At 58.0% G+C, this 23,994-nt stretch carries 29 protein-coding genes and 1 pseudogene; 8 read left to right on the top strand and 22 right to left on the bottom strand.

Features of this window, described 5'->3' with window-relative positions; genetic code table 11:
- The first annotated feature begins 524 nt into the window (after window positions 1-524).
- A complete protein-coding gene (locus V9G17_16675) occupies window positions 525-659 on the top strand; it encodes a transposase (GenBank protein ID MEI2754230.1) in 135 nt (44 codons plus the stop codon).
- 56 nt (window positions 660-715) lie between these two features.
- Here V9G17_16675 and V9G17_16670 read toward each other — a convergent pair.
- The 5 genes and pseudogenes from V9G17_16670 to V9G17_16650 all read right to left on the bottom strand — a co-directional run bounded on the left by V9G17_16670 (window position 716) and on the right by V9G17_16650 (window position 5,442).
- Window positions 716-922 (bottom strand): annotated as a pseudogene (locus tag V9G17_16670) (integrase core domain-containing protein).
- Window positions 923-1,040: 118 nt separating this feature from the next.
- On the bottom strand, window positions 1,041-2,861 hold the full coding sequence (locus V9G17_16665) for a glycoside hydrolase family 15 protein (protein MEI2754229.1): 1,821 nt from the start codon (window positions 2,859-2,861) through the stop codon (window positions 1,041-1,043).
- Between the two features lie 195 nt (window positions 2,862-3,056).
- Entirely contained in the window at window positions 3,057-3,329 is a 273-nt protein-coding gene (locus V9G17_16660; GenBank protein MEI2754228.1) for a hypothetical protein, read from the bottom strand.
- 322 nt (window positions 3,330-3,651) lie between these two features.
- Complete coding sequence (locus V9G17_16655) at window positions 3,652-4,344, bottom strand: RHS repeat-associated core domain-containing protein (GenBank protein ID MEI2754227.1); 693 nt, start codon at window positions 4,342-4,344, stop codon at window positions 3,652-3,654.
- Window positions 4,345-5,313: 969 nt separating this feature from the next.
- Window positions 5,314-5,442: a hypothetical protein gene (locus V9G17_16650; protein ID MEI2754226.1), complete on the bottom strand. Its 129-nt coding sequence runs from the start codon at window positions 5,440-5,442 to the stop codon at window positions 5,314-5,316.
- Window positions 5,443-6,071: 629 nt separating this feature from the next.
- Here V9G17_16650 and V9G17_16645 point away from each other — a divergent pair.
- Together V9G17_16645 and V9G17_16640 are read left to right on the top strand one after the other, a co-directional pair.
- On the top strand, window positions 6,072-6,221 hold the full coding sequence (locus tag V9G17_16645) for a hypothetical protein (protein MEI2754225.1): 150 nt from the start codon (window positions 6,072-6,074) through the stop codon (window positions 6,219-6,221).
- Between the two features lie 29 nt (window positions 6,222-6,250).
- A complete protein-coding gene (locus tag V9G17_16640; protein MEI2754224.1) occupies window positions 6,251-7,747 on the top strand; it encodes a hypothetical protein in 1,497 nt (498 codons plus the stop codon).
- A gap of 230 nt (window positions 7,748-7,977) precedes the next feature.
- Here the strand turns inward: V9G17_16640 and V9G17_16635 are convergent, their stop codons facing one another.
- The gene (locus V9G17_16635; protein ID MEI2754223.1) at window positions 7,978-8,307 is read right to left on the bottom strand and encodes a hypothetical protein; all 330 of its coding nucleotides are present in this window, start codon (window positions 8,305-8,307) and stop codon (window positions 7,978-7,980) included.
- 508 nt (window positions 8,308-8,815) lie between these two features.
- On the opposite strand from V9G17_16635, the gene V9G17_16630 reads away from it, so the two are divergent.
- Window positions 8,816-9,121 (top strand): hypothetical protein, encoded by a 306-nt coding sequence (locus V9G17_16630; GenBank protein MEI2754222.1) that lies wholly within the window; start codon window positions 8,816-8,818, stop codon window positions 9,119-9,121.
- 384 nt (window positions 9,122-9,505) lie between these two features.
- On the opposite strand, the gene V9G17_16625 is transcribed toward V9G17_16630, so the two are convergent.
- From V9G17_16625 to V9G17_16550, 16 genes are all read right to left on the bottom strand, one after another.
- Window positions 9,506-10,354 carry a hypothetical protein gene (locus V9G17_16625; protein MEI2754221.1) on the bottom strand — a complete coding sequence of 283 codons (849 nt, stop codon included), beginning with the start codon at window positions 10,352-10,354 and terminating at the stop codon, window positions 9,506-9,508.
- Between the two features lie 10 nt (window positions 10,355-10,364).
- Window positions 10,365-10,712: an isoamylase early set domain-containing protein gene (locus V9G17_16620; protein ID MEI2754220.1), complete on the bottom strand. Its 348-nt coding sequence runs from the start codon at window positions 10,710-10,712 to the stop codon at window positions 10,365-10,367.
- Between the two features lie 65 nt (window positions 10,713-10,777).
- Window positions 10,778-11,464, bottom strand: a complete 687-nt coding sequence (locus V9G17_16615; GenBank protein MEI2754219.1) for an isoamylase early set domain-containing protein — start codon at window positions 11,462-11,464, stop codon at window positions 10,778-10,780.
- Window positions 11,465-11,467: 3 nt separating this feature from the next.
- A complete protein-coding gene (locus V9G17_16610) occupies window positions 11,468-12,139 on the bottom strand; it encodes a sigma-70 family RNA polymerase sigma factor (protein ID MEI2754218.1) in 672 nt (223 codons plus the stop codon).
- Window positions 12,140-12,154: 15 nt separating this feature from the next.
- Window positions 12,155-13,108, bottom strand: a complete 954-nt coding sequence (locus tag V9G17_16605) for a transporter (GenBank protein ID MEI2754217.1) — start codon at window positions 13,106-13,108, stop codon at window positions 12,155-12,157.
- 185 nt (window positions 13,109-13,293) lie between these two features.
- Entirely contained in the window at window positions 13,294-13,923 is a 630-nt protein-coding gene (locus tag V9G17_16600) for a hypothetical protein (protein ID MEI2754216.1), read from the bottom strand.
- 56 nt (window positions 13,924-13,979) lie between these two features.
- Window positions 13,980-14,417 carry a hypothetical protein gene (locus V9G17_16595; GenBank protein ID MEI2754215.1) on the bottom strand — a complete coding sequence of 146 codons (438 nt, stop codon included), beginning with the start codon at window positions 14,415-14,417 and terminating at the stop codon, window positions 13,980-13,982.
- 263 nt (window positions 14,418-14,680) lie between these two features.
- The gene (locus V9G17_16590; GenBank protein ID MEI2754214.1) at window positions 14,681-15,580 is read right to left on the bottom strand and encodes a hypothetical protein; all 900 of its coding nucleotides are present in this window, start codon (window positions 15,578-15,580) and stop codon (window positions 14,681-14,683) included.
- Between the two features lie 61 nt (window positions 15,581-15,641).
- The gene (locus tag V9G17_16585; protein ID MEI2754213.1) at window positions 15,642-16,421 is read right to left on the bottom strand and encodes an enoyl-ACP reductase; all 780 of its coding nucleotides are present in this window, start codon (window positions 16,419-16,421) and stop codon (window positions 15,642-15,644) included.
- A gap of 184 nt (window positions 16,422-16,605) precedes the next feature.
- Window positions 16,606-17,457 carry a hypothetical protein gene (locus V9G17_16580; protein MEI2754212.1) on the bottom strand — a complete coding sequence of 284 codons (852 nt, stop codon included), beginning with the start codon at window positions 17,455-17,457 and terminating at the stop codon, window positions 16,606-16,608.
- 40 nt (window positions 17,458-17,497) lie between these two features.
- A complete protein-coding gene (locus tag V9G17_16575; protein ID MEI2754211.1) occupies window positions 17,498-17,740 on the bottom strand; it encodes a hypothetical protein in 243 nt (80 codons plus the stop codon).
- Between the two features lie 58 nt (window positions 17,741-17,798).
- Window positions 17,799-18,266 carry a thioredoxin-dependent thiol peroxidase gene (gene bcp, locus V9G17_16570; GenBank protein MEI2754210.1) on the bottom strand — a complete coding sequence of 156 codons (468 nt, stop codon included), beginning with the start codon at window positions 18,264-18,266 and terminating at the stop codon, window positions 17,799-17,801.
- Between the two features lie 44 nt (window positions 18,267-18,310).
- Complete coding sequence (locus tag V9G17_16565) at window positions 18,311-18,748, bottom strand: tetratricopeptide repeat protein (GenBank protein MEI2754209.1); 438 nt, start codon at window positions 18,746-18,748, stop codon at window positions 18,311-18,313.
- Window positions 18,749-18,783: 35 nt separating this feature from the next.
- Window positions 18,784-19,059, bottom strand: a complete 276-nt coding sequence (locus V9G17_16560) for a DUF507 family protein (GenBank protein ID MEI2754208.1) — start codon at window positions 19,057-19,059, stop codon at window positions 18,784-18,786.
- A 70-nt stretch (window positions 19,060-19,129) separates the two neighbouring features.
- On the bottom strand, window positions 19,130-19,411 hold the full coding sequence (locus V9G17_16555) for a DUF507 family protein (protein MEI2754207.1): 282 nt from the start codon (window positions 19,409-19,411) through the stop codon (window positions 19,130-19,132).
- A 69-nt stretch (window positions 19,412-19,480) separates the two neighbouring features.
- Window positions 19,481-19,891: a cyclophilin-like fold protein gene (locus V9G17_16550; GenBank protein ID MEI2754206.1), complete on the bottom strand. Its 411-nt coding sequence runs from the start codon at window positions 19,889-19,891 to the stop codon at window positions 19,481-19,483.
- A 131-nt stretch (window positions 19,892-20,022) separates the two neighbouring features.
- Here V9G17_16550 and V9G17_16545 point away from each other — a divergent pair, with 131 nt between their 5' ends.
- The 4 genes from V9G17_16545 to V9G17_16530 all read left to right on the top strand — a co-directional run bounded on the left by V9G17_16545 (window position 20,023) and on the right by V9G17_16530 (window position 23,676).
- Window positions 20,023-20,796 carry a ribonuclease H-like domain-containing protein gene (locus V9G17_16545; protein MEI2754205.1) on the top strand — a complete coding sequence of 258 codons (774 nt, stop codon included), beginning with the start codon at window positions 20,023-20,025 and terminating at the stop codon, window positions 20,794-20,796.
- A 17-nt stretch (window positions 20,797-20,813) separates the two neighbouring features.
- Window positions 20,814-21,602 (top strand): Stp1/IreP family PP2C-type Ser/Thr phosphatase, encoded by a 789-nt coding sequence (locus V9G17_16540; protein ID MEI2754204.1) that lies wholly within the window; start codon window positions 20,814-20,816, stop codon window positions 21,600-21,602.
- An 85-nt stretch (window positions 21,603-21,687) separates the two neighbouring features.
- Window positions 21,688-22,599, top strand: a complete 912-nt coding sequence (locus tag V9G17_16535; protein ID MEI2754203.1) for a nuclear transport factor 2 family protein — start codon at window positions 21,688-21,690, stop codon at window positions 22,597-22,599.
- Window positions 22,600-22,674: 75 nt separating this feature from the next.
- Window positions 22,675-23,676 (top strand): hypothetical protein, encoded by a 1,002-nt coding sequence (locus tag V9G17_16530; protein MEI2754202.1) that lies wholly within the window; start codon window positions 22,675-22,677, stop codon window positions 23,674-23,676.
- Window positions 23,677-23,994 lie beyond the last annotated feature (318 nt).

The following is a 23,994-nucleotide window of genomic DNA, read 5'->3' as shown; positions in this document are numbered from 1 at the left end:
CCATTGCTATGTTCGATTGCAAGACCTGACCCAATTTTGTCCGAATGGTGCGAATCAATCAGTTTTGCAGAGTGGATTTAGTATCCATGTGGGTAAATCCTGGCCACCAAGCCCTATTAATGTCCAAGGAACTGGAAAATAGATTAGAGGTGCTAGATGACTTTAGAAAGACTACTGCAAGATATTGCAATGGGCGCATTTATGATTTTTGTAGGCATTGTATGGATTCATGCAACACGGCAGAGATGGCGTATAGCCGATCCGCCTGAGTCCTGGTGGTGGTTTGATTCGCAAGCCATGCTTAAGAAATTATTCGGTAATCGGGTTGCAATAGCCTTGTCCTATCTCACAGGCGGCGCAGCTATAACAATTGGATTTTTTATATTGAGCCTCAGATTAATAACACTGTGTCAAAGGTTGGGCTACTGCTCCCACGCAGGTTAATAATGCGCCGTATGCCATGACCTTCCCCCGATTTCACAGACACCTTCCTAAGTGGGAGAATGCTGAAATCGGAGGACCACATGAGCACGAAGACCCGACGATCGTATACGGAGACGTTTAAAGAAGAGGCGGTGCGCCTGGTTCGCGAATCAGGACAGCCTGTGCCCCACGTGGCAAGGGATCTGGGGATTGTCGAGCACCTGCTCTACCGCTAGCGAGCGGAGCAGCAACACGTGGCGGGGCAAGGCCAGACTGTAGTGCTCCCCTGAAATCAAGCCACCTGCGTTGATTGTTGCGCCCGATATTGGACCGGGCTTCGATACCCCAGCGCCTGATGCGGCCGCTCGTGGTTGTACCACTGGACCCAGTCCCGAATGATCCGCCGCGCCTCATCAAAGGTCTGGAACGTGTGTTGCCAGACACACTCCTCTTTCAGGCTCCGAAAGAACCGTTCGATCATTCTATTTTGCTCCGGCGTATAGGGCGTGAGGTGGTCTCAATTTCAAGGGGAGCAAGATACGCCTTCCGCAACAAGGCTGGGGGCTCCATTCCGGCATAGTGCCTGCTCGTGAGGAACAGATTCGGCACTCAAGCCCTCATTCCATAGACGTTCTCCTGCTGTTCAGTGCCCGGTCGAGGTTGTAGGCGGAATTAATCAACCCAAGATGCGAAAAGGCCTGAGGAAAGTTGCCCAACGGCTCACCAGTGACGGACAGCTCTTCCGTATACAATCCGAGGTGGTTGGCATAGCTTAATATTTTCTCAAACATCAGCCTGGCCTCCTCCAGTCGGCCGAGCTTTGTTAAGGCATCGACCAGCCAAAATGAGCAGAGCGTAAACGTCCCCTCCTCGCCCGGCAGCCCGTCCGAGGCCACACCGGAGTACTGGTAGCGAAAGACCAGACTGTCCGAAGCCAAGTCCTCCATAATACGGTTGACGGTCGCGTTCATCCTCTGGTCTGTGGGTGAAAGAAAAAATACCGTCGACATCAGTAATGCGCTGGCATCCACCACAGAACTCTCATAACTTTGCACAAACGATCCGATCTCTTCATTCCAGCCTCGGCGCATGACCTCGCGATAGATACAATCCCGTGTCTCCATCCACTTGATTCGATCGGCCGGAAAACCGCGCTTATCAGCCATCCGAATGCCACGATCCAGCGCAACCCAGCACATCATTTTGGAGTAGACAAAGTGCCGGGGGCCTCCACGTACTTCCCAGATACCTTCATCCGGCTGGTCCCAGTGGGTGCAGACAAAATCCAACAATCGCGACACATTGAGCCAACTGTCATACCCGATCGGCGAGCCATACTTGTTGTAGAGATACACCGCGTCCATCAATGCCCCGTACAGATCCCATTGCCGTTGAGCTGATGCGGCATTCCCGATCCGTACCGGCTTCGAGTTTCGATACCCCTCCCACTCGGCCAGGATCTCCTCGGCTCCGAGAGAACTTCCATCAATGCGGTACACCGGTTGGAGTGACCCGTCGGGCTCTAACTCGTGATAACGGGCGTCCAACCATCCCATGAATCGCCCCGCTTCCATTGTAAAACCCAATTTAAGCAAGGCATGGACGGTAAAGGCCGCATCACGGATCCAGGTAAACCGATAATCCCAGTTTCGGACGCCGCCAATTTCTTCCGGGAGGCTGGTGGTCGGCGCCGCCACGATGGCGCCGGTCGGAGCATAGGTGAGCAGCTTGAGAATCAACGCCGATCGCTCAACCATTTCCCGCCATCGTCCGGTGTACTGGCACTGGGACAGCCACTTCCGCCAAAACCTCAGGGTATCCTGCATCAGCGCTTCTCCCGAGGGTAAGTCAGCCGTCATGTCGAGCAGGGCCGCCTCCTCCGAGGCTTCAAGGTAAAACGCGACGGTCTCGCCGGCAGCGACGACGAACTCCGCCGTCACCGCCCCCTCGATCACCGTGAGCGGAATCGGGCTTCTCAACGTAAGCGTCATGGCGTCAGACTGAAACATGGCTCCGGTGGAACGCACCACCACCCGATGCTGGTCTCGACCGTAATTGAATGCCGGTGAGCAGTGCAGACGAAAGCGAATCTGTCCTCGTACGACCGAGACGAGGCGGACAATTTGTTGTCGTGCGGGATGCTTTCCCCGTTCGTCAGATTCAATGGGCATGAAATCAGTGACTTCTCCCACTCCGGTACGATGCAAAAACCTGGTCAGTAAGACATTGGTTTCGGGAAGATACAGTTGCTGTCTTTTTCCGTCATCACACGGAGCGATTTGGAAATACCCGCCGCGTCGATCGAGGAGTGCGCCAAACACGCTGGGGGAGTCAAAACGAGGCAAACAACACCAATCGATGGAGCCATCCTTGCCCACTAACGCGACGGTATGCAGATCCCCGATCACGCCATAATCTCCGATGCCATTACCATTCATACGGGTTCCAGGCCTCCTTCCTCTGGTCTTACCACGTCAGAGCGAACACCGGCTTGCCTCTCACATCATCATCTGAGACTGCGGTCAGTGACATTGTTAACCTTTTCCCGCCATTGTAGTCGATGCCCAGAACGCCTTGTGCGTGAGGTGGCCACTGTCGTCGCACTGACAGGCAACGTTCGCATCGGCCGTGAGTTAGTTCCCGGCATTGACGACGCTGCCATTGGTCGTTCTGTTGCCCACTGGATCATAGGCGAAGGCTTGCGGGTCGAGCAGCAATGGGTGACTCGCAGAGGTCGTGCGGTCCAGCTGATCGTAGCCGAAGGCCTGATTCCCTCTGCGATCCGTCAGACTTGTCCGATTGCCGACAGGGTTATAGACATAATCGGCTTTGTTGATGGGCATGCTGGTGGCCGTGAGTTCATGCAGGATGTTCGTGACCTGGGTGGCGGGATCATCTCTCGTCATCGAATGGTGTAAGAAGGCTCTGAGCCTCACTATCGCGCAAGAACCGCGAAAACACTTCTAACCCGGATAAGAACCCTGAACAATCTATCTCAAAGATCCGCTCTACTCGAACAAATCCCCAATGAATCTCGTGGCGAGATGGTTCACCGACATAATATCTGTGTTCTTTAGACCTTCCAATTTCTTCGGCCTTACTCATCGCTGCTGAAGCGTCAGGGGCATCTATTAGGACAATTGATTCTTCCCAGAACGGTTCAATCGGTGGAGTAATAATGTGCACTCCCTTCATAAACACGCAAGCTGAATACCACATTGTCTAATCTCACTTCTTAAATCGATTATCAGTCAAGAGTTTACTGGCTTTCCGTGCGGCTACATCACCCTTCTTGGCAAGCTCAAATATTTCTTCGAGCGTTTTCTTTCTAAGCTCCTCCGGAAACTCTGACCTGATTGATCCTTTGCATTCTTTGACGATTATTTTCTCAGCTTCTGTCGTAAGTCTTTCGATTGCCCTCTTCGCAGCTTCTCTAGCTCCGGGTGACGCCGTGTCCCCTCCAACTTCAATCACCTCCTGCAGTTCTTTTGTATTTCCTCTCGCAATGGCATTCCTGATCGCAGCGTCGACTGTGGTTTCGATTAGACCCAGTGGATCTAAGAGGTTCATAGGGTTATTCCGAGTGTAAGGATAGAGATTCGAACTATTTAGTACCCCGATCGAATCCTTCTGCAAGAACCTTCCCGTCGTCGCATCATAGTACCGCGCCCGGTAGTAATACAGTCCCGTCTCTGAATCCAACTCCCGCCCGGTATACGTATAGGGTTGGTCCGCCGCACCAGGCGAGTCGAGCAGCAGCGGGTGACTCGCAGAGGTCGTGCGGTCCAGCTGATCATACCCGAAGGCCTGATGACCTCTTCTGTCCGTCAGACTCGTGCGATTGCCGACAAGGTTGTAGACATAGTCCGCCTTGTTGATCTGGGTGCTGGTGGACGTGAATTGATGCAAAATATTGGTCACCTGACTGGCGGGATCGTAGGCAGGAGTTCATTGCAGCCTTGGTAAAACGACACCATATCTATAACCCCCAAAGCGCCTCAAAGATGTGCTTAAGCCACTCTCTGAAACTTAGTGATTTTGATTCTCCTCGTTGAATTCTAGAAACTACGAGCCAGGTGGCATAAAGCAAAATGGCAAGCGCCGCTACTACCTCCACAAGGATCACAATAACATCCATCATTTGTTACCCGTCGGTGGTCGAGAAGACTTAAAGTATCCCCGCTCTGAGAAGAATCTCCATCAACCTTGGCTCTTAATATAGTCCCACGGCCCATTGGCCATCTGGGCCGGCACAATTGGTACCGCCAGGACGTGCGTGATAGAGATTTTTCCAGGTTGCTTGTGAGCAATCTGCACAAATTGACTCTTGCCACTGCTGAAGCGCTCTGTCCGCTACTGCTCTCGCAGATTTTATGTTCCATGTTCCCCAAAGATAGGGCGCTCTAGGCGGAGCGTGCACCAACTCCAGTAGTTCCCGCTGGTAAAATGCCAGCAGTGACCAAAATCTTGGCAACGCCAGAGGCTGCTGAAATCCCTGCAATCCTAGCGTTGAGAAGTACACTCGCTCCTTTGACCGGATTGAACAACCCTAATGGATCAATGCCATTAATTGGGTCTCCATCTGTATAAGCATATAGATTTACATCCCCAACATAAGGAACCAATTGGATCCTTTTGCACAAACCTCCCCGTCACCGCGTCATAATACCTCGCCCGGTAGTAATACAGTCCTGTCTCTTGATCCAACTCCCGTCTCGCATACGTATACGACTGCTCATCGCACCGGGTGAGTCGAGAGTATTCCCCTACGCATCGTACGTAACCGAGTAGAGTTCCCCGTCGTCAGCAGCGTCTTTCTCGTCAGATTGCCATTGTCGTCATATTGATACGCAAAGTTCGCATCCGCGGTGAGTTGATTGGGTTCACGACTCACCCGCCGGTCGTTCTGCTCCCCACCGCATCATAGGCAAAGGCCTGTGGATCCAGCAGCAAGGGATGCCTGGCGCTGGTTCCGCAACCCAGTACACTGAGCATTTCACTGCAAGGTGAACGGGCCATAGGGCGAAGTCTACTCATCACTTTGTTTGACTACAAGACTGATCCGCCCGTCAGTGAAATATCGATTAGATATTCCTCGGCAGATATTCCCAAGAAGGCCTCGGCAGGAATCAGTTTCTGGATGACCGCTTTCGTCGCGGAGGTTGGTCTATTCCTTGTGAGCATGGTTTCAGCTGCTGAGAGGGGCCTGCATGCTCTGGCCAATTCAGCGAGACCATCACGGGATCTCTGGAACGCGCAAGTCGACCGTGCGCGTTCAGCACACGGCAGTGTGCGATCGTCGCCCGGCGAGAGAAAAGATGAGCGATTACGCACAGTGCGCTCATTGCTATTCCGCTTCAGTGAGGGTGTGGCAGCGCGGTGAGGAATACGTAGGTGGGTCCTCTCTAGAGAGGCCAGCAGTCCAGCCGCTGCATAGTTCGCAGGAGGGTTGTGCCATGTACCGACATGGGTCGAACGGAAATCGTTGCGGGCAAGGATGTTGCTTGAACCGAACTCATAAGACCTTGCTCATCGCAAGGCATGTGGACAACAGATGCCTCCTGAGACAGCCTCGTTGCGCCCTGCGCTGCTTGGAATTGAGACCACCTTCTAAGACCGGGTCCCAAGAGGACTGAGGAGGTGGGGCGATGACCGCAGGTGCAATCGACCCCATTGAACACTGGACGACCGTACGACCGATTGCGTTGGTGGTGAAGATGGTGACGGGGCTTCTGCGACGGGCGCTTCGCGACGCACAGCGAGACAGACGCCGCCGCCAACCTAGCGGCCAAGAATAGGATCGATTCCCGACGATGATGGAAGGGCCATGACGCATCATCGATGCGGTTGGGGACTCCTCGCGTGCGTGGCGCTCGTGCTCCTGCATGAAGACGCATGGGCGGAGAGCTCCGCCGTGCCGAACACTCCTGGGGCCACGGATACCGAGCCATCGGCGGATATCGAGCCATCAGCGGTTGCGCCCGTGGCTGCGACCGAGGAACTGATTGCGGGGCGAGGATTCCAGAAGTTTCAGTACAAAGGTGTCTCTTTTTCGCCTGGCGGGTTTTTCGATGCCACCGCGGTGATCCGTTCTGCCAACGAGAATGCCGACGTGCAAAGTACGTTCGGCAACATTCCACTGCAGGGGTCGGCCAACAGTCATCTGCAGGAATTTCGAGGTACGGCTCGTGGCTCACGGCTGAACCTGTTGGGGGAAGGACACTATCGGAACACCGCCATTACCGGCTATGTCGAAGTCGACTTTCTCGGCAGCTCCACCTCCGGGAACGAGCTGGAGACCAATAGTTGGAATGCTCGATTACGACAACTGTGGAGCACGATCGAGCTTTCCAATGGCACCTCGTTCTTAATCGGTCAAGGCTGGTCGTTGCTCACCACCCATCGTATCGGGCTCAAAGCACGAAACGAGTTTATTCCGCTGAGTACTGATCTCCAGGGCGTGGTCGGATTCAACTGGGCGCGGCAATGGCAACTGCGTGTTACGAAAACCCTCGGGCCCACCCTTCAAATGGCAGTGGCGATTGAAAACCCTGAAACCAGTGTGAGCGGAGTCATCCAGCCGAGTGGAGTGCAGGGGTTCAACACCTCGCCCAATGCCCAGAGCCCATCTAACTTCTTCACCACGAGTACCACATCCGGCGCTAATGGGGTTTCGACCGATCTTGCGCCGGATATTATCGGGAAGCTCGTGTGGGAACCCGGCTATGGGCATTGGGAATTGAAAGGGCTGATGAGATTTTTTCGGGATCGATTAAATGCGCATAACCATGTGGCGGTCGGAGGCGGAGTCGGACTCGCAGCGGTGCTTCCGTTGACATCGACGGTGAATCTCATCGCTGAAGGTCTTGTGGGGCAAGGGATTGGACGCTATGCCTCCACGATCGGCGCCGATCTGGTCGCAAGCCCGTCAGGCAAGGTTGTTCCCATTGCGGCGTTTCATTTCATGGGAGGACTCGAATGGCATCCGACCAAGGAATGGGATCTCTATGCGTATTACGGGATCGAACAGTATGCGAGAACTTCGTATGCGGGAACACCGATTGGCTACGGGTCTCCCTTGGCCGACCTCAGTGGCTGTGCCATAGAAAATCCAGGCCCTCTGCCGTGCCAGGCGGCCAATGCGACCATCACCCAGGTTCAGCCGGGGCTCTGGTATCGGGTGATCACCTCCGATGTGGGGAGCGTCGCACTTGGACTGTCCTATTCCTACACACACCGCAGCGTGTGGTCGGATTTACAAGGTGTTCAGCCGTGGGGGGAAAACCATATGGTCATGACGACGATTCGTTATTATCTCCCATGAGTGCTCTCCCATTACCGGTCCCAACCTGCACCGACAAACACGTGTGATTGTGCGTTCCAGATTAAGATGTATCGGTGAAGCAGCCTGACGACCCGCACCGACACTCGGTCCCGGGCGTCCATCGGGAGACCATTACAGGCCGCGTCAGCCGACGTCGTCTCTCACGTGTTGAATCGTGTACCTCTCTGAGAGCTGGTGAACAGTCATGGGATCTGATGCGCACATCCCGTTTAGTTGCAGCCTTCGCGCTTCCCGGATCGAATAATCCCGTCCACATCGGCGAGGAACAGCAGGCGGCAATCTACGCCCCCGTAAAGCGGCAGTGTGTTGTACGTTTCCGCCAACCCCGACATACTGGGTACCGTCATATCCCAGACCAGTTCTTCCGCCCCGTCACCGGCTTCTTTATTAAACTGAGGCGGGCCAAGCTCCAGAATCAGATCCGGCTTGGACTTTCCAATCCACCGCTCAATGACGCTGTCCCATGTTTGGTAGACCCCGGTTAACTCCGGGTCGCCAGCCGCGACACAGCCCCAGGTGGGAAGCAGCAATAACACCATCGCCGGGACGAACCATGCTCTGCAGGCTGAGTAACCGTTCACTGCATTCCCCCTTACTTCCCACAATTAGCACAATTAGCGTCAGGTCTTCCAATCACACATATGCCATTTTGCACACCAACCATCCGACGTTCACTGGCAGATTCTATAGGTTTTGCCGAAGGAAGGAATCAATCAGCCCGGCAGCTCCCGGCTATCGCGTTGGAACGATGCGTCCCTGCGATGCCATCACCGGACCTCTCGTTCTGAGTAGACGCGATACCCGCACAGGCGCGCGAACAACATACGGCCACAGACGTCAACCCACCCTATCTTGACGCAGCTGTGACACACACCCCCTCCCTTCCGATGAGGTACGTATGCGGCGTTTACCTTTTCCCCGGATTGCCGTCTGACTTCATGACAGGTTGATTGGAGCGCGCCATCGGAGGAGAGAGCCGACAGGCCACCCTTCAAAAACAACCACGCAGCTCACCCATCGCGACACTCTCTCACAGAAGGAGGAACCATGATACATCACACTCTATTGAAAGTCGGACTGATCGCCAGCCTGATTGTAGCCGTCACGGCGCCGGCGGTGATCCCGTCGATCGCACTCGCACAACTCGACATTCGGCAGGAAGATCGTCGCGCCGACCGGCAGCAAGACCGGCAGAATGATCGCCGTGAAGACCGACAGCAGGATCGCCGGTCAGATCGGCAACAGGATCGGCAAATGGATCGACAACAGGATCGCCGGGCGGATCATCAACTGGACCGGCAGCATGTTCGTCAAGAAGACCGCCGCGCCGATCGCGGAGGCCGCTTCCGCTAAAGCTCTCCTCGCAGATACACGGCGTCAGGGCCTATACCCTGACGCCGTTTCCTTATGCCCACTCACACTCACGGCCAACTCACTCGACCGGACCCTCCCAGGCGAGTGGGTATGCTCGCCGGCTGAACAACACCCACAGTGCCGAAAACAAGAAGGGCCACTCCGTTTGGAGCAGCCCTTGGCGCAACCCATTCCTTATGTCGTATCGTCCGGATGATGCATGAATACCGGCGCGAGGCCTTCGAGACGGAAGCCCGCCAAGGCTTTTCGCACCTCAGGTCAACGCAGATGCACTGGCAGTCCGTTGAGGAGGCCGAGCGAGAACCGCCTCGCCGGACGGGCGGATCGGGCACCGGAGTCGGGCTTCTTCATGAAGAGTCCGGGCTAGTGATCCCGTCCGCCGTGGCCGCCGCTACTCCGCTCAGAACGGCCGCCGCGGTCTCCGCCTCCGCCCCCTCGATCCTCTCTCACACGCTCACCATGATCGGCATTTCCTCCGCGGTCACCACGCTCCCTTCCGCCGGCATCACCATGCTCGCCTCGAAACAGTCGATCTCCCCGTTCGCCACGACGCACCTGCTCCCGCAGAGACTGCATGTTGACTCGACCTTCTCGAAACTCCCCTCCGCGCCGCTTGACCTCACGGCTCAGATCCAGCAGCTCCGACGGTTTGTACCCTTGACGCATGCCTTCGCCGACTAACGCGGCGCCCTCCTTGGAAGCGATCTTTCCCTCCTTCATCACGGCCAGACCTTTGGCTCCCGCCGCCAGGGTCTCTTGCGTCACCTGCTGCTTCCCATCCTGCGACAAACGCGTGAGTTCCCGCACTTCTTCGGCTGTGGCGCCGCGAGAGAAGGCTTCCGCCAGGGTCTCGACGGCAGCCCGGCGATTCCCTTCGGCCACACCGCGTGTGCCGGCCTCTCGCAGCACCTCCTGCGCCGACTCAAAATGCCCGACCATTTGCCGCAAGACCGGATCGATGCGCTTAGGGTCGACCCCTTTTGCCAGGCCTTCCTTCACTTTATTCGCTAGCGGCTCGGTGGGAAGGCCTCGCGCTCCCGCACTGTCGACCTGTTCGAGCAACGGGCTGACCGCTTCGACTGCGAACCCACGCGCCGACCGCAGTCGCGCGATTTCATCACGGTCCTGCAAAGAGATCGACTCCGCCCAAACCGGATCGACTGCGCTCAGACACACTGCCGCCAGAATAACGCCCTTGATCGGGATTCGCATCAGACCATCCCTATGGGACTATCACCACACCGTTGGTATTCCCAAACCCGTCCGTCACAAAATCCGCCGCCATCGGCGGCACCACCCATGTCTCACCATCGACGACATACATAAACACATGTTCGCCACCCTCGAGAGGCACGACCGCCGACCAAGATCCGTTCGACCCCACTCGAGTCATGACGTGCGCCGTCGTCGACCAACCGTTGAACGAGCCCACGACCGCGACCGACTTCGCCGCCGGCACCGACACCGAAAACCGCACGCCGCCCGACACGGGTGTGGGAGCCTCCGGCACCTGCCTGACCGCACAGGCGACCAGCCAACTCATGCCCACCACACTCGCCAGGATTCGCATCACGCTTCGCATCGTGCGAAGAGTACCGAAGCATCAGGAGTGATGCAACCCTCGGAGACGGCTTCCTAGAGTGTCGTGCCGACCTCCAACACCGCGTTCTGTGATCCAAACCCGTCCCCCGTATCTTCGGTTGCCAACGGGTCGGCCAACCATTGCTTTCCATCGATCACGAACATGTACTGATACCGTCCCGGCTTCAATCGAATCGTCGTCGTCCAGACTCCGGCGTCCGACCGTTCCATACGCGTGTGACTCGGGTTCCAGCCGTTGAAATCCCCGGCGACCGAGACGGATTTGGCGTCGGGCTGCACCAACACCAGCCGTACATACGTAGTCGGAGCCGGTGCCTGCTCAAGCGACACCATCTGAGCCGGCGGGCGACTGAGCGGCACCTCCACGATCTGCGCGGGTACCAGTCGCAACAACCCCGCTACGGCCAGGATCGCCACGGAGGCCACGGCCATCGCGCCGCCCAGATTCCATTGCAACGTCCGAGGAGCGGTCAGCCACCCCACGAATCGGTCGAGGATACTCTTCGAGTCTGGCTCAAGGGCCGCCAACACACGCGCCCTAAAGTGCGGCGACGGGGCGATCCGTGGGAGGCGTCCGGCCTCCGCAACCACCACCTCTAAGTTCAGCCACTCGCGACGTAATCCCGGATCGGCATCCACCTGCTGCAGGAACTGCACGCGCTCCTCCGGCGTCAGGTCCTGATCGAGAAACCGCTGAATCAAGAGATCCTGGGCATCCATGCATTACCTCGACAGCGACGACCGAAGGTCATTCCACTCCGACAACTCACGGCTCAACTGGACGCGCCCTTTATAGACACGCATTTTTAAGGTATCGGCATTCACGCCGAGCAACGCCTGCATGTCCTCGTAACTCAGTCCTTCGACATGCTTCAACACAAACGCCTCTCGATAAAGCGGAGGAAGGCGCTGGATGGCTCCGTCCAACTGTTGCGCGACCTGCTGCTGAGACAGCAGCCGTTCCGGCGTATGCGTCTCGACCACCTGAGCCACGACGGCCTCGTGATCATCCAGGTCCACGGACGCCGGGTGTTTGGCCCGCAGCCAATCCTTACACTTGTTCGCGGCAATTCGATACAGCCAGGTCGAAAACTTCGAATCGGCGCGAAACGTCGGCAGGGCCTTGAACGCCGCCAGGAACGCATCTTGAGCCAGATCCTCCGCATCGGCGCGATTCCCCACCATCCGAGAGGCCAGATTGACGATCACCCCGGCATATCGGTCGACCAGTTGGCCGAAGGCCTCATGATCCTGCTGCTGACTGCGAGCGATGAGCTTCGCCTCATCGCCTCCCGCCTGTGGCTCAACCGGCATATCCACCGTTTCATGCCAACTCGGCCGCCACCCCTGAGTCGTGTGACCCACGCCGACGAGCTGCCGAGCACATTCGTACACAGACACCAACTCCGCTCAAAAGCGGTAACTGGCGCCGACGGAAAATGCATAGTCCGGAGCTCCATTGGAGACACCGACAGTCACACCGCTGTTCAATCGCCAAGCGGAAGACACCGTGTAGTTCATCGCAAAGAAAACGTCGCGCGCATTTACAAACCCCGGCACAATGGCGCGATACTCCTCGAAATACACGCTAGCCAGAAGATCCCTGGTCACGAAGTATCCCGCGCCCACATCGTACCAATGCTGATTTTGGAATGGGAGGCCGTCGGCCTCGCCGATGATGTTGTATCCGGCATCCAGAAATCCGATCCAGTTCTCCCCGAACATCTTGGACATTTCGACGCCGAGCCCGTAGTCCAACGCGCCGGTTCCCAGCCCGAGTTGCGCATTGGCGGTCGGCAGCTTAATCCGGGCCGTCAGCGCGATGAGCGGGACGGCATCCCTCTCCTCCACCACATAATAGCGGCCTTTCAAGATGATGTCGCCCAGGCCGACCGTCGTCACCTTCTGGCCCGGCACCCGAGTGGTCAAACCGCAGCCCCGGTCCTTCCCTGATCCCGATTGCCCTTTGCCACTGCATCCGCCGTCGTCATCGGAGCCACTTCCGCTCGACCCGCTTGTTGACCCGTCATCCACCCGCGTGGCCGATCCACCGACGATCGTCGTCCGACCATCGGAGTTCGACATGACGAACGGCACAATGACCGTGATATCGCCATCCCTAAAGAGCCGGCGCATGGACAAGGGCGCATAAAAAAAACTGCTGGTCGAGCTGGTGCCGAAATTGCCGCTGGAATAACTCGGCGTGAATCCGATCTGCCAGTTCCGATCGGGCGGCGGAGGCCCCGGATCTGTCTTCTCTGCCGCGAATCCGATCGTCGCGGGTCCCAGGAGGCACAGAGCGACCCCCACCACTCGACTGCGCCACCAACCCATCCCGAGGCCTCCACTTTCTGCCGACGGCATACGCCGGCCTCTGTCGAATTACGTATCCTCGCAGGGGTACGAGTGCCGCAACCTACCCGATCCCCTCTCATTCGTTCAAGCAGTCGACCAATACGGACCATGCGTCATGCGATGCGACCGACGCGCCCGCACCACCCCACACTCGGTCCGTTGACGAGATGACCGGTCTGCTCAGAGAACGGGCGCTAGTTCCGTCTCGACCGTTCCGGGCGTTCCGGACGGCTGGAATGGTCCGGCGGCTCGAATCGCTCCATACGATTCCCATGGTCCGATTGAACCGCACGGGCATTGTCACGCCCTCGCCGGCCATGGTCATCGGCCACGTGGTCGGCCCGATCAAGCCCCCGAAGCTCGCCACCGCTATTGGCCCAACGATCCTCTCGACGATCCAACCGCTCGTCTTCCTGACGATTGTCACGTCGGTCGAGCCGACGATCCTCTCGGCGATCTTCCTGCCTCACATCTCCGATCTGCGTCACCCTTGGATCATCTCCCCCCCGCCGGCCATGATGGCCGCCGGCCCTCGATCCGCTGTTGAACGACCCTGGGCCGCGATTCGACGAACCAGTCTCCTGGCGGTCGCCGCTATGCCGATCGTCGTATCCATCATCGCCCCGCAGCGAACGATCCCGGAAATGCCGGTCTTCAAGGACCGGCCCCTGCCGCTCCGATGCCAACCGCGAACGCAAGGTCGTGTCGACTATCTCGCTCCCCGCTCGGGTCTGTCCCGCCTCCATCACCGACGCCTGAGCTGTTCCACCCGCAGCCATCCCTACCACTATCGCTACCCGAACCATCTGTGTTGCGCTGGTCATAATTTACTCCTGGGCACTGATGTGGCCGCCTCTTCATACCTCGCGGAAAAACGCGCTTACAACGTGTGCCCCCCTGCAGACGCCTCGTGCATCGCCCCAGTAGGCTTCGGCCCCTCGGGCAAGAGGTCCGCCGCCCACGAAATGCGCGACGGGCACCATTGCCAGACACCTAGGGTCACAATCCGAGTGAGACCCGCCGGAATACAGGCCGCTCGGCTGACCGAAACCTCTCGATTGACCACCCGGGTGCTGTCACCGCACCGGCCGAGGTAGGGCTCGCTGCTGACCTTGTTGAGATCAAAATGCGGCACAAAAAAGGCCACCACCGGAACCGGCAGGATCGCGATCGACGAGTTATCCGCCCATTCGCTGCCTGCGCAGTGTCGCTCAGTCGCCACAGGCCGCTTCATCTCGTCGTGAATCAACGTCGTCGTACAGCCTGACAATCCCAGGACCAGGGCCAACAACAGCGACATGGTTTTTGATTGTGGCATCGGCTCTCCCCCTATATTGAAAGTCTGTGGGTTAGACGCAGAGGGGCCGAAAAAGTAAACAGGTAGGAATTCGACCAGGCACCTGGCATTCGAATGGTCGGACGATTGGATCGGATGCGCATCACCGGCGCAGAACCACCGATAGGGGCTGAAAGCAGGAGCCGAAACACCAGCCATCGGCTACGAACATGGGTACGGCCGTCGGCGACGACTCACTCGAGTACGGAGCCCAACCCGCCTGGCACAGATACTTGTCAAAGGAATTAGTGGTAGGTGATGCTGCGCACTCGCACGTGGGCCTGCTTCAGGGTTTCGCGGCCATGAGTCACCTCCCACCACTGAAGCGCTTCCTTGATCCAGTTCCCGACGGTATCGTATTCGTAGCGATAGACTTTTCGATCCGTGAGTCGTCCGTCGACCGTGAAGATACGCTCTTCGTTTTGATTGCCCTGTTCGTCGTATTGAAACTCCGAACGGCCCTGCCGTCGCCCCTTCAGGTCGGAGACGATTTTTTCACGAACATGCCCCTGCTCGTCATAGAGGATGGCGACCTCGTAGCCGGCATCAAAACGATCGGTCATCACCATCCGGTTCCCGGCGGCGTCATACCGATAATTGCGCTCCAACCGTTCACGCACCAGTCGTCCCGTACCGTCGAAGGTGTAGAGGTTTCGATTGATCACCTGCACGCCATTGTAATGAAGGCCCCTCGTGCGTCGATGCGCCTCATCGTATTCATACAAGGAGGCATTCTCAAACGTACCGTCGCCCCAGACCGCCAGCTCGGCGGAGCAATTCCCGCGATCATTGTAGACCGAACGGGTTTCTTTCACGACCTCGCCCCGCGCATCCTGCACCACCTCCGCGATCCGCCTGCCCGCCTGGTCGTAGGTGTAGACAAATCGCAACGGCCACAACCCCTGAGAGGTCTCTTGGCCTCCCTGAATGCGCTCAATCAGACGCCCGCGCAGGTCGTACCGATCGGTTTGCACCAGCAGGCTTTCTGTGGTTTCGACGGACAGGACGGCGCCCCGCAGCCCGTCCTCCTCCCGATCGGAGAGTTCCGCAGAGAAGGACGGGATGACAGAACCACTCGTGAAAATAGTGATGACGAGAACCAGAAAGGAGAACAAGACTAGAATGGCCCAGCGGTGCCACATCATGACGTCAGCCCGATCGGGCAACGCGCGCGACACTGACCGTGTGAGCAGAACCCCTGGCTTCCTAGTCGACTGAGGCCAACGACCCAAGAATGTGGTATCCCCCATCGACGTAGATCACCTCTCCGGTGATGCCGCGGCCCAACGAACTCACCAGGAACAACGCCGTATCGCCCACTTCGCCCTGCTCTGTCGCCCGCCGCAGCGGAGCAAACGCGCGATGGTGATCGACCATCTTGCTGATCCCGGACACGCCACGCGCCGCCAGCGTTTTGATCGGACCGGCGGAGACGGCGTTCACCCGAATGTTCTTGGGCCCTAGATCGTGAGCCAGATACCGGACCGTTGCTTCAAGCGCCGCCTTGGCCACCCCCATGACGTTGTAGTGCGGCACCACCCGTTCGCTGCCAAGATAGGTCAGGGTCACGACCGATCCGCCGTCCGTCATCAGCGGCATCGCCGCCCGCGTGACGGCCACGAGAGAATAGGCGCTGACATCCAGGGCCGTCGCAAATCCCTGGCGAGTGGTATTCACAAATTCGCCGGTGAGCTCTTCCCGCGGAGCAAAGGCCAGGGAATGCACCAGAAAGTCCAGCCGTCCGAGTTTTTCGGCGGCCTGCTTCATCATCGCCGCAATCTGGCTGTCGTCTCCGACATCACAGACACAAGCCGACGCGCCGGGCAGGGTCTGCACTAACTCCTCGACGTTTTCGCGCAACCGTTCATTCTGATAACTGAACAGCATCTGCGCGCCTTCCCGCGCCGCGGCCTGCGCAATCGCCCAGGCGATACTATGCTTATTGGCCACACCGATGATCAGCCCCTTTTTCCCTTCTAACAACATACCGGCTCCTGCTCCTTCAATGAAATAACGCCCAATACGGGGCTGAACATACCATGATTCGTCCCGCGAGTGAATCGTCCCCGACCCATGCCTGCTTGCACGATCTTCTCGCCGAGGATGGCAGGCCGCCGGCATCCCCGCCGCCCTGCGACGTTCGCGCGCGGCTCACGTTCTCCGACGCCGCTCACAACCTTTTCCTGACATCCTTCCACTCTTTCGCCGCTTTGGCTTTTCGTGGCATCTCGCCTTTGGGCAATTCTGGCACGACCACCACCTCGAACCGATGCTGCAGCAAGGTCTCGGCAACCGCCCGTGTACGCACGATGCCGGTTTTCATGGTCGCCCAGCCGCCCTGTTTGAAACGCTCCACCGTGCCGTTCACGCCATCTGCTGACGGCACTGCTACGAAGCCGGGTGGAAACCTGTGAGACGTCAACCATCGGCGCGCATTCCCGATCGCAACCGTCTCCGCCGGCGGCTGCCCGCTGCCCCACACATAGACGACGTTGTAGTAATACTGCGTCAACCGCGCTAATTCTTCGGCCGCGTCGGGAACCGGCTGCGCAGATGCCTCCGTGCCGGTTTCCGTTGGAGTCGCAGCAACCGGTTGAACGAGGGCAGCCATTTCCACGAGGATGATCGGACGACGACGCTCCCACACGCACAGCGTCGCGTCGGTCTTCTCCGCGGCAACCGACGCGGCATCATCCACCGAGACCGTGACGACATAGTTCCCACGCATCTTGGGCAGATACTCGAAGGACACCTGACCGCTGTCATTGGTTTTCGCCGTCGCCACCGACTTGCCGTCGATAGACAGGTGCACGCTCACGCCTCCCCACGAGAAACTTCCCCCTGGAGCCTTCCCGGCGAGTTGAGCCTCGATACGGACCGATTGATTCGGCAGCGTCAACGCATCGCCGACGGTGAGGACGCCCGGAGTCTTCTCCGCCGCCTCGGCGGTACTCACCAGCACCCAGCCGAGCAGGAAGATCAGCCGGAAAAGCCACAACTTGCGACGAAACGACGCTGCCATCGTACGACCCCATTTCCCTTTCGGAGACCAACCGGTGTGATTAGGTGAGAAGCCCGCGGTCACGGCTGACGGTAAGATAGGTATCCCCCATACAAAACAGCACCAGCCCGATCAATGGCACGAGGAGAAACGAGAAGGCCGCCAGCCACAGGACGATCAGCAACACCCCGGCCAGGAGCAGAGGGCCGCCTCGCTTTTCCCCAATGTAGAGATGTCCGAGTCCGGGCACGAGGGAGAGCGCGGCAGCACGGCAGGCATGGGAAGTTTTTTCCAGCGGATCCATGTCGTTCAACCACGAAGTCTACCCGGCACGAAGTCCACCTGGATGGTGGATCGCCGCCCTAGGCCTTCAACGCCGCCAGCACTTCATCGACATGACCGGGCACCTTCACCTTCCGAAACAAGGCCTTGATCCGCCCCGTGGCGTCGATCACAAAGGTGCTCCGCTCGATCCCCATATACTTCCGGCCATACATGCTCTTCTCTTTGTAGACGCCATACGCAGTGCAGACCGTGACCTCTTCGTCACTCAAGAGCGCAAAGGGCAATTCGTATTTTGCGATAAACTTCTGGTGCGAGGCTTTTCCATCCTTACTGACGCCCAACACCACCGCCCCGGCCTTTTTAATCGGCGCGAGGGAATCCCGGAAGTCGCAGGCCTCTTTCGTGCAGCCCGAGGTATCGTCCTTGGGATAAAAATAGAGCACCACCTGCTTGCCCTTGAGGCTCTTCAGCGTCACGGTGCTGCCGTCCTGGTCCGGCAAGGAAAAATCGGGGGCCTTGTCCCCCACCTCTAATACGTCGGCCATGTATCCGGCTCCTCTACGTCAAGCTCGTCCTATCTGTCACCCGATCAGCGCGGTCCGCTGCCGATCATCGGGCGCTGTGTCCCATAGGGATGTTCTCTGGATCCCCCTTTTTGCGATTGGGGACTCCCGAAAGGACGGAGTGCCGGAGAATCCCAGATCACCTTATCTCCTGGAGCCAAATTAGCCGCCTCGATAAACTCCAGACGGGCCTGGTCCGTGTCCCCCAACGCATTCAGCGCGAGCGCATAATTATAATGGGCCTGTCCGGAATCCGGCGCCGCTTTGATGACCTGCCCAAAGAAGCCCTTGGCTTCCGCCACCTGGCCGGCCACATACGCTTGCATCCCCTGATTGTTCAGCGCGATGGCATCCGCCTTGACCCCATAGTCCAACGTCAAGGGAACCAACGGTTTTGGCTTGGAGTGAGTGCAGGCGGGCAACAACACCACCATCACACAGAAAACCATCCAGAGAGCTTTCATGACACAACCTCGTCGAAATCGCGCGCGACGCCGGATTAGGGCTTGGCGCGCTTCTTTTGTTCTTCTTCAGCAGTTTTCCGATACATCACGTCCCATTCCTGACTCCCCTCCACGATGTGTCGGGAGTAGGAGGCCAGCTTGGTCCGGACTTTCTTATCGACCTCCGCTTCCAACACTAATTCTGCGGCCACTACCCGCTTGATCTCGCGCAGCACTTTCCCATCATCTTCAGTAAACCGGCAGTGCGAACTCTTCTTCAGGGCACCGAGGGCAAGGTGGGCAAGATGGCTGGCTTTATCGTCGCTGATCACGGGGTAGACTCCAGTCCTGAGGCGGCCTCTCCACGCTCCCACAAGGCGAACGTGGACGTACCGATCGCACCTATAAAATAATGCCGCGTTCGCGCACCAGCTTCTGCTTGATCATCGTGAACATCTTCTGGTAATCGACCTGTCCCTGCTCGATCTGTCGCTCGTACGGCTGCATCATCCGGCGTACTTCGGCATTGAGACGATCTTCGACTCCGAGTTCTTCCGTCATCGTCTGTTCCAACGAATCCCGCAACGCCTTCCGATCCCCGGTCACTTCCAGGTAGCCCAATTCGTGAAGCCGAGCGATGACTGATTCGGCCATGTGATGGACCCGCTCTTTTGCCAGCCTCATCGCCACACACTCCCCGTCGACAATCCGATGCACTCCACAACACCGATACGCATGAGCTTACCTAAGAGCTTACCCAACCGACGGCGCCTGTTCAATCCGTTCGACGCGGATCGTGCTCGCAGTCATCGCCTGCCGTAACGTCGCCGCATCCCCCACCACACGACCGACCACATTGACCCGATCGGCAGGCACGGGATCCGCGCCCATGCTCATCGGCGTGCGACCGAAGAAAATCGCCAACACCTGGCCGGCGCCCCAGAAGGCCACGTCGCCGACTTTGACTTGCGTCGTCGCCGTTTCACGATGGTCCTTCACACCGGGAATCTTAAAATAGAACTCTTCGCCCCAGACATTCAATGGGCCTTCAGCGGGCAGCGCCCGGTAGAGTTCTTCGGCCGTCCGCGTGCCTTTCAACTCTGCCTCCAACTGTATCCCGCCGACCTTGATTCGAATACGCTTCGCCGATCCGTTCGTGGTCATGTTCCCTCATCTACACCGTAACACTCTGTGCCGCTCACGTGTACGAAACTCCGCACCAGTCGCGGACTCTAACTTGTTTATCCCTTGAAATCAAGGCTACAATCCAGGCGGAAGGGGATCGCGGCCGCACGATGTTGACCTCGACATTCGTCCACCTGAAGGGCATCGGCCCATCCACGGAGCGGCGGCTCTGGGAGGGTGGCATCGCTGATTGGGCGGCCTTTCGCCGTGAGCCACATATCCCCGGCATCTCCCCCTCGCGCAAAACTCTGTACGATGACGACCTCGCCTCGGCGCAGGAACAGCTTGACCGCCGCAATGCCTCCTATTTTGCCGACTGCCTGCCGACCCGCGACCACTGGCGACTGTTCCGCACCTTCGGTCCGCGGGCGCTCTATCTGGACATCGAAACGACCGGACTGTCCGCGCACGAGGGGCAGGTGACGATCGTCGGCCTCTATCGCCAAGGTCGCATGCGTACTCTGGTCGGCGGACAGGACCTGACACGTGGCGCGATTCAAGAAGAAATAGACCAAGCCGACTTGCTCATCACGTTTTTCGGCAGCGTCTTTGATATCCCGTATCTCCAAACCTGTTTCAGTGGCTTGCAGGTGCCCATTCCCCACTTCGATCTCTGTTTCGCCGCGAGACGCGTGGGCCTGCAGGGAGGCCTTAAACACATCGAGCGCGAGTTGGACATCGCGCGAGAATCCGATCTGTTGACACTCGACGGAATGGAGGCCGTTCGGTTATGGCACCACTATCAAGCAGGCGACGAGGCGGCGCTGGATCAGCTCATTCGGTATAATGCCGCCGATACCAGAAACCTCGAGCCGCTGGCTGAGTGGCTGTACGACCGGCTCACGATGCGCTACGGTCCCCAGTCGCTCCTACCGATCGGATAACCTGAGCACGCACCGACATGTGGGAATGGACGGCATTCGGAGAAACGGACCGCGGGTTGGTCCGTCACACAAATCAAGACACGTTTCTCGTCGACAATCGGCATCGGCTATGGGCCGTGGCCGACGGGATGGGAGGCCATGCCGGCGGAGACGTTGCGAGTCAACTGGTGATGGACTCGCTGGCTGAATTGGCGCCGACGCTCGCAGAGAATGCCTCGGACATCAATGTCGACGACACCACGCACGCGACGGCTCGTCTTGAGACCATGGCACAGCAGGCGCAGACCTCCGTACTGACCCATGCGGAGCACCACCCGGCATTACGCGGCATGGGAACGACCCTTGTCCTGGCCCATCTTCTGCCGCAGCCGACGCCCCGTCTCCTCGTACTCAACATCGGCGACAGCCGCGCCTACCTGGTGAGAGCCGGCATCATCAGACAGTTGACGCAAGACCATACTCTGATTGAAGAGCACGTCCGTAGCGGGCGTCTGACGCCTGAGCAGGCGGCACGCCACCCGAACCGCCATGTGCTCACCCGCGCCATGGGGCTTGCCTCCCACCTGGAAAGCGACCTGTTCGTTGTCGATCTTCTCAACGGAGACCTTCTGCTCCTCTGCTCAGACGGCCTCACCAAAATGTTGACCGACGAACACATTTTGCAAACCGTCAGGCCTCATCAACAGAATCCAGCGCGCGTCACCCGTACCCTCATCGAGGCAACGCTTGATGCGGGAGGAATCGATAACGTGACGGTGGTGGCCTGCACCATTACTGAGATACCCAATGAGGCAAATATCGATTGACACCACTTCAAGACCCAGGTAGCCTCGCTCAATTGCCGCCTCGTACAATCCCGAGGTTTTCATCCACCTAATTCGCATATTATTTATGCCTGTTCAGTCCTTGATCTCCCGATACAACCGCCTGTGGTTACGGTCCCGGCTCTTCATCTGCGGCCTCTCGATCATCCTGCTCAGTTCGCTCGCAGCAGCCAAAGAGCCGCTTGATCCGGAAGCCACGTTGCGCGTCATCGTGCAAGCGAACGCCGACCGGGATCTCCCCACCATGTCCAAATACATGTCGCACGATGCCGACGCCGTCGGATACACCATCGATGGACATAAATATGTCGGCTGGACGGCCTTGGAGGCCGACATGCACACCGAATTCACCTCCGTGGCCAAGCTAGAACTTCCCATCACCTATCTGCAGTTCTGGCACAAGGGAGATATCGCCTGGTTCGCGATGGAATTGGACTATATTCGTTATCTCAATCCCGCAGACATGACCCAGCGTATGGTGATGCCGTTGCGTGAAACAGGGGTCATGGAACGACGGGACGGCACCTGGACCCTCGTGACCTGGCACGAGTCTACAAGACAGCCCGACACCGGCATGGGAACCGCCGTAGTTGCCCCCGACGCCACCATACGTCGCGTCTCCGACAATCCGGCGCCCGGGTCGAACGACGTCAATTTGAGCGGCGAATGGGAAGTCACTGAAGTCGAGGACAATAAGAAATATGTCGCCACACTGGATGCCCACGGCAACGGCCCCTATACCTGGCAGGGGGGGCAGTTTTCGACCACCAGTTTCAATGACCGGCGCTGGCAGGGTACCTGGAAACAAACCGGCAATGACCGTGAAGGGGCCTTCGAGGTCGTGATCTCCGAAGACGGCACTGAAGCCAAGGGCATTTGGTGGTACGTGCGGGTCGGCACCAGAGACAACATTCCGCCCCGGCAACATGGCGGCACGTACCAGTGGAAACGCCTCACCCCGCCCCCCACGACTCACTAGCGGGCGCCTGCATTGCTCGACATTGTTTCACACACACACTCACGGACGGCCGGTCTGTCATAACGAGGAGGGGCTATGAATCGTGCGCTACTAGTGATGGTCATGCTGCTGATGGGCACAAGTATAGGGTACGCCGACGGTGGCCACGATCACCACGCGATTCCGACGATGCCGAGTTTAGGCAACACGAAAATCACCATCGACGACCGTACGGTCACCCTCACATTCGGGCCTGTCGATTTGCCGACCGGGCACGACGGCGATCTGGCCTCCAGCATGCCCAAAAAAGTATTCCAGTTGCCGGAAGACACGTACATGATCGGGTATAAGTCCGAGGTCTTTACCCAAGACGGCCAACCGCTCCCGAAGAACTACCTCCATCACATTCTCATGCTTAACAACGACAAGCCCAGCGTCTCCTGTGACGGGGAACCGTTGTTTTTCGCCGGCGCCGGCTTGGAAATGACGGAAGCGCGATTTCCCGATGGTTACGGGGTGAAACTGGGCAAAGGAGAAAACCTCATGTCCGTGGTGGCGTTCTATCACAAAGCTCCACCGACAAAAGATGTGATGGCCCGGTTCACCATGTATATTGCGCCGAAGGGCACCAAGGTGCAGGAAATGGATGTCTACCAGGTGGGCGTCAACATTGTCTGCTACAGCAAGTTCGCCCAACGGGGCGCTGACCAGACCGACGAGGGTATCGAAATCAAGTCTGGCGTCTCCGTACTCTCCGCCCCCCTGAAATTCAACATGGACGGCTGCGTCAAGTTTGCCTATCCGCATGGCCACGACGAACTCCTCATGGTCGCCCTGGAGAATAAAACCCTCAACGAAACCCTCCTACGGACGGTTCCGGAAGTGGATGCCGACGGTACGTTTCGCGATTTTCGCCCCCACCAGGTCTACAGAAATGACAAAGGGTTCACGGTCACCAAACAGGATAATTATGAAATGGTGATGGTCCACCACCATCCCCTCCAGAATCCCAACATCCAGCATGGAATGGGAAACTACCTGCTGTATATGACTCCTGGGGTGTGCCCGCAATCCTCCCACACCGCCTCAGCGCACTAAGCTCGACAAGTCCCCGCTCACCGTAGTCATGTGACTGCGGTGAGCATTGCTCCCCATCCACTCCACCACCCCGGCCTTCAGATGGCCGACGCAATCCACCACCGATTCACCTTCCTTGCCATAATTGGCTCTGAATCCATGGATGTGATCATTTTTGTTCCCCTGTCATATCGAACGCCCCTACCGAAGTAGCCGCGCCCCCTCGGGCAGCGGGCTGGGATTCGCAACGCGGTGTATGATATTGAACCAATCATGCAATTCCACCGACTTCCTGAGTCCATCATTGTCCCGTTGGAAGGGGGAACATATTCTTCACCA

The organism is Nitrospira sp. (assembly GCA_037045225.1).
Classification (GTDB): Bacteria; Nitrospirota; Nitrospiria; order Nitrospirales; family Nitrospiraceae; genus Nitrospira_A.
The sequence above is the reverse complement of the archived record's forward strand: the minus strand, read 5'-3'. Positions and strand labels throughout refer to the sequence as shown.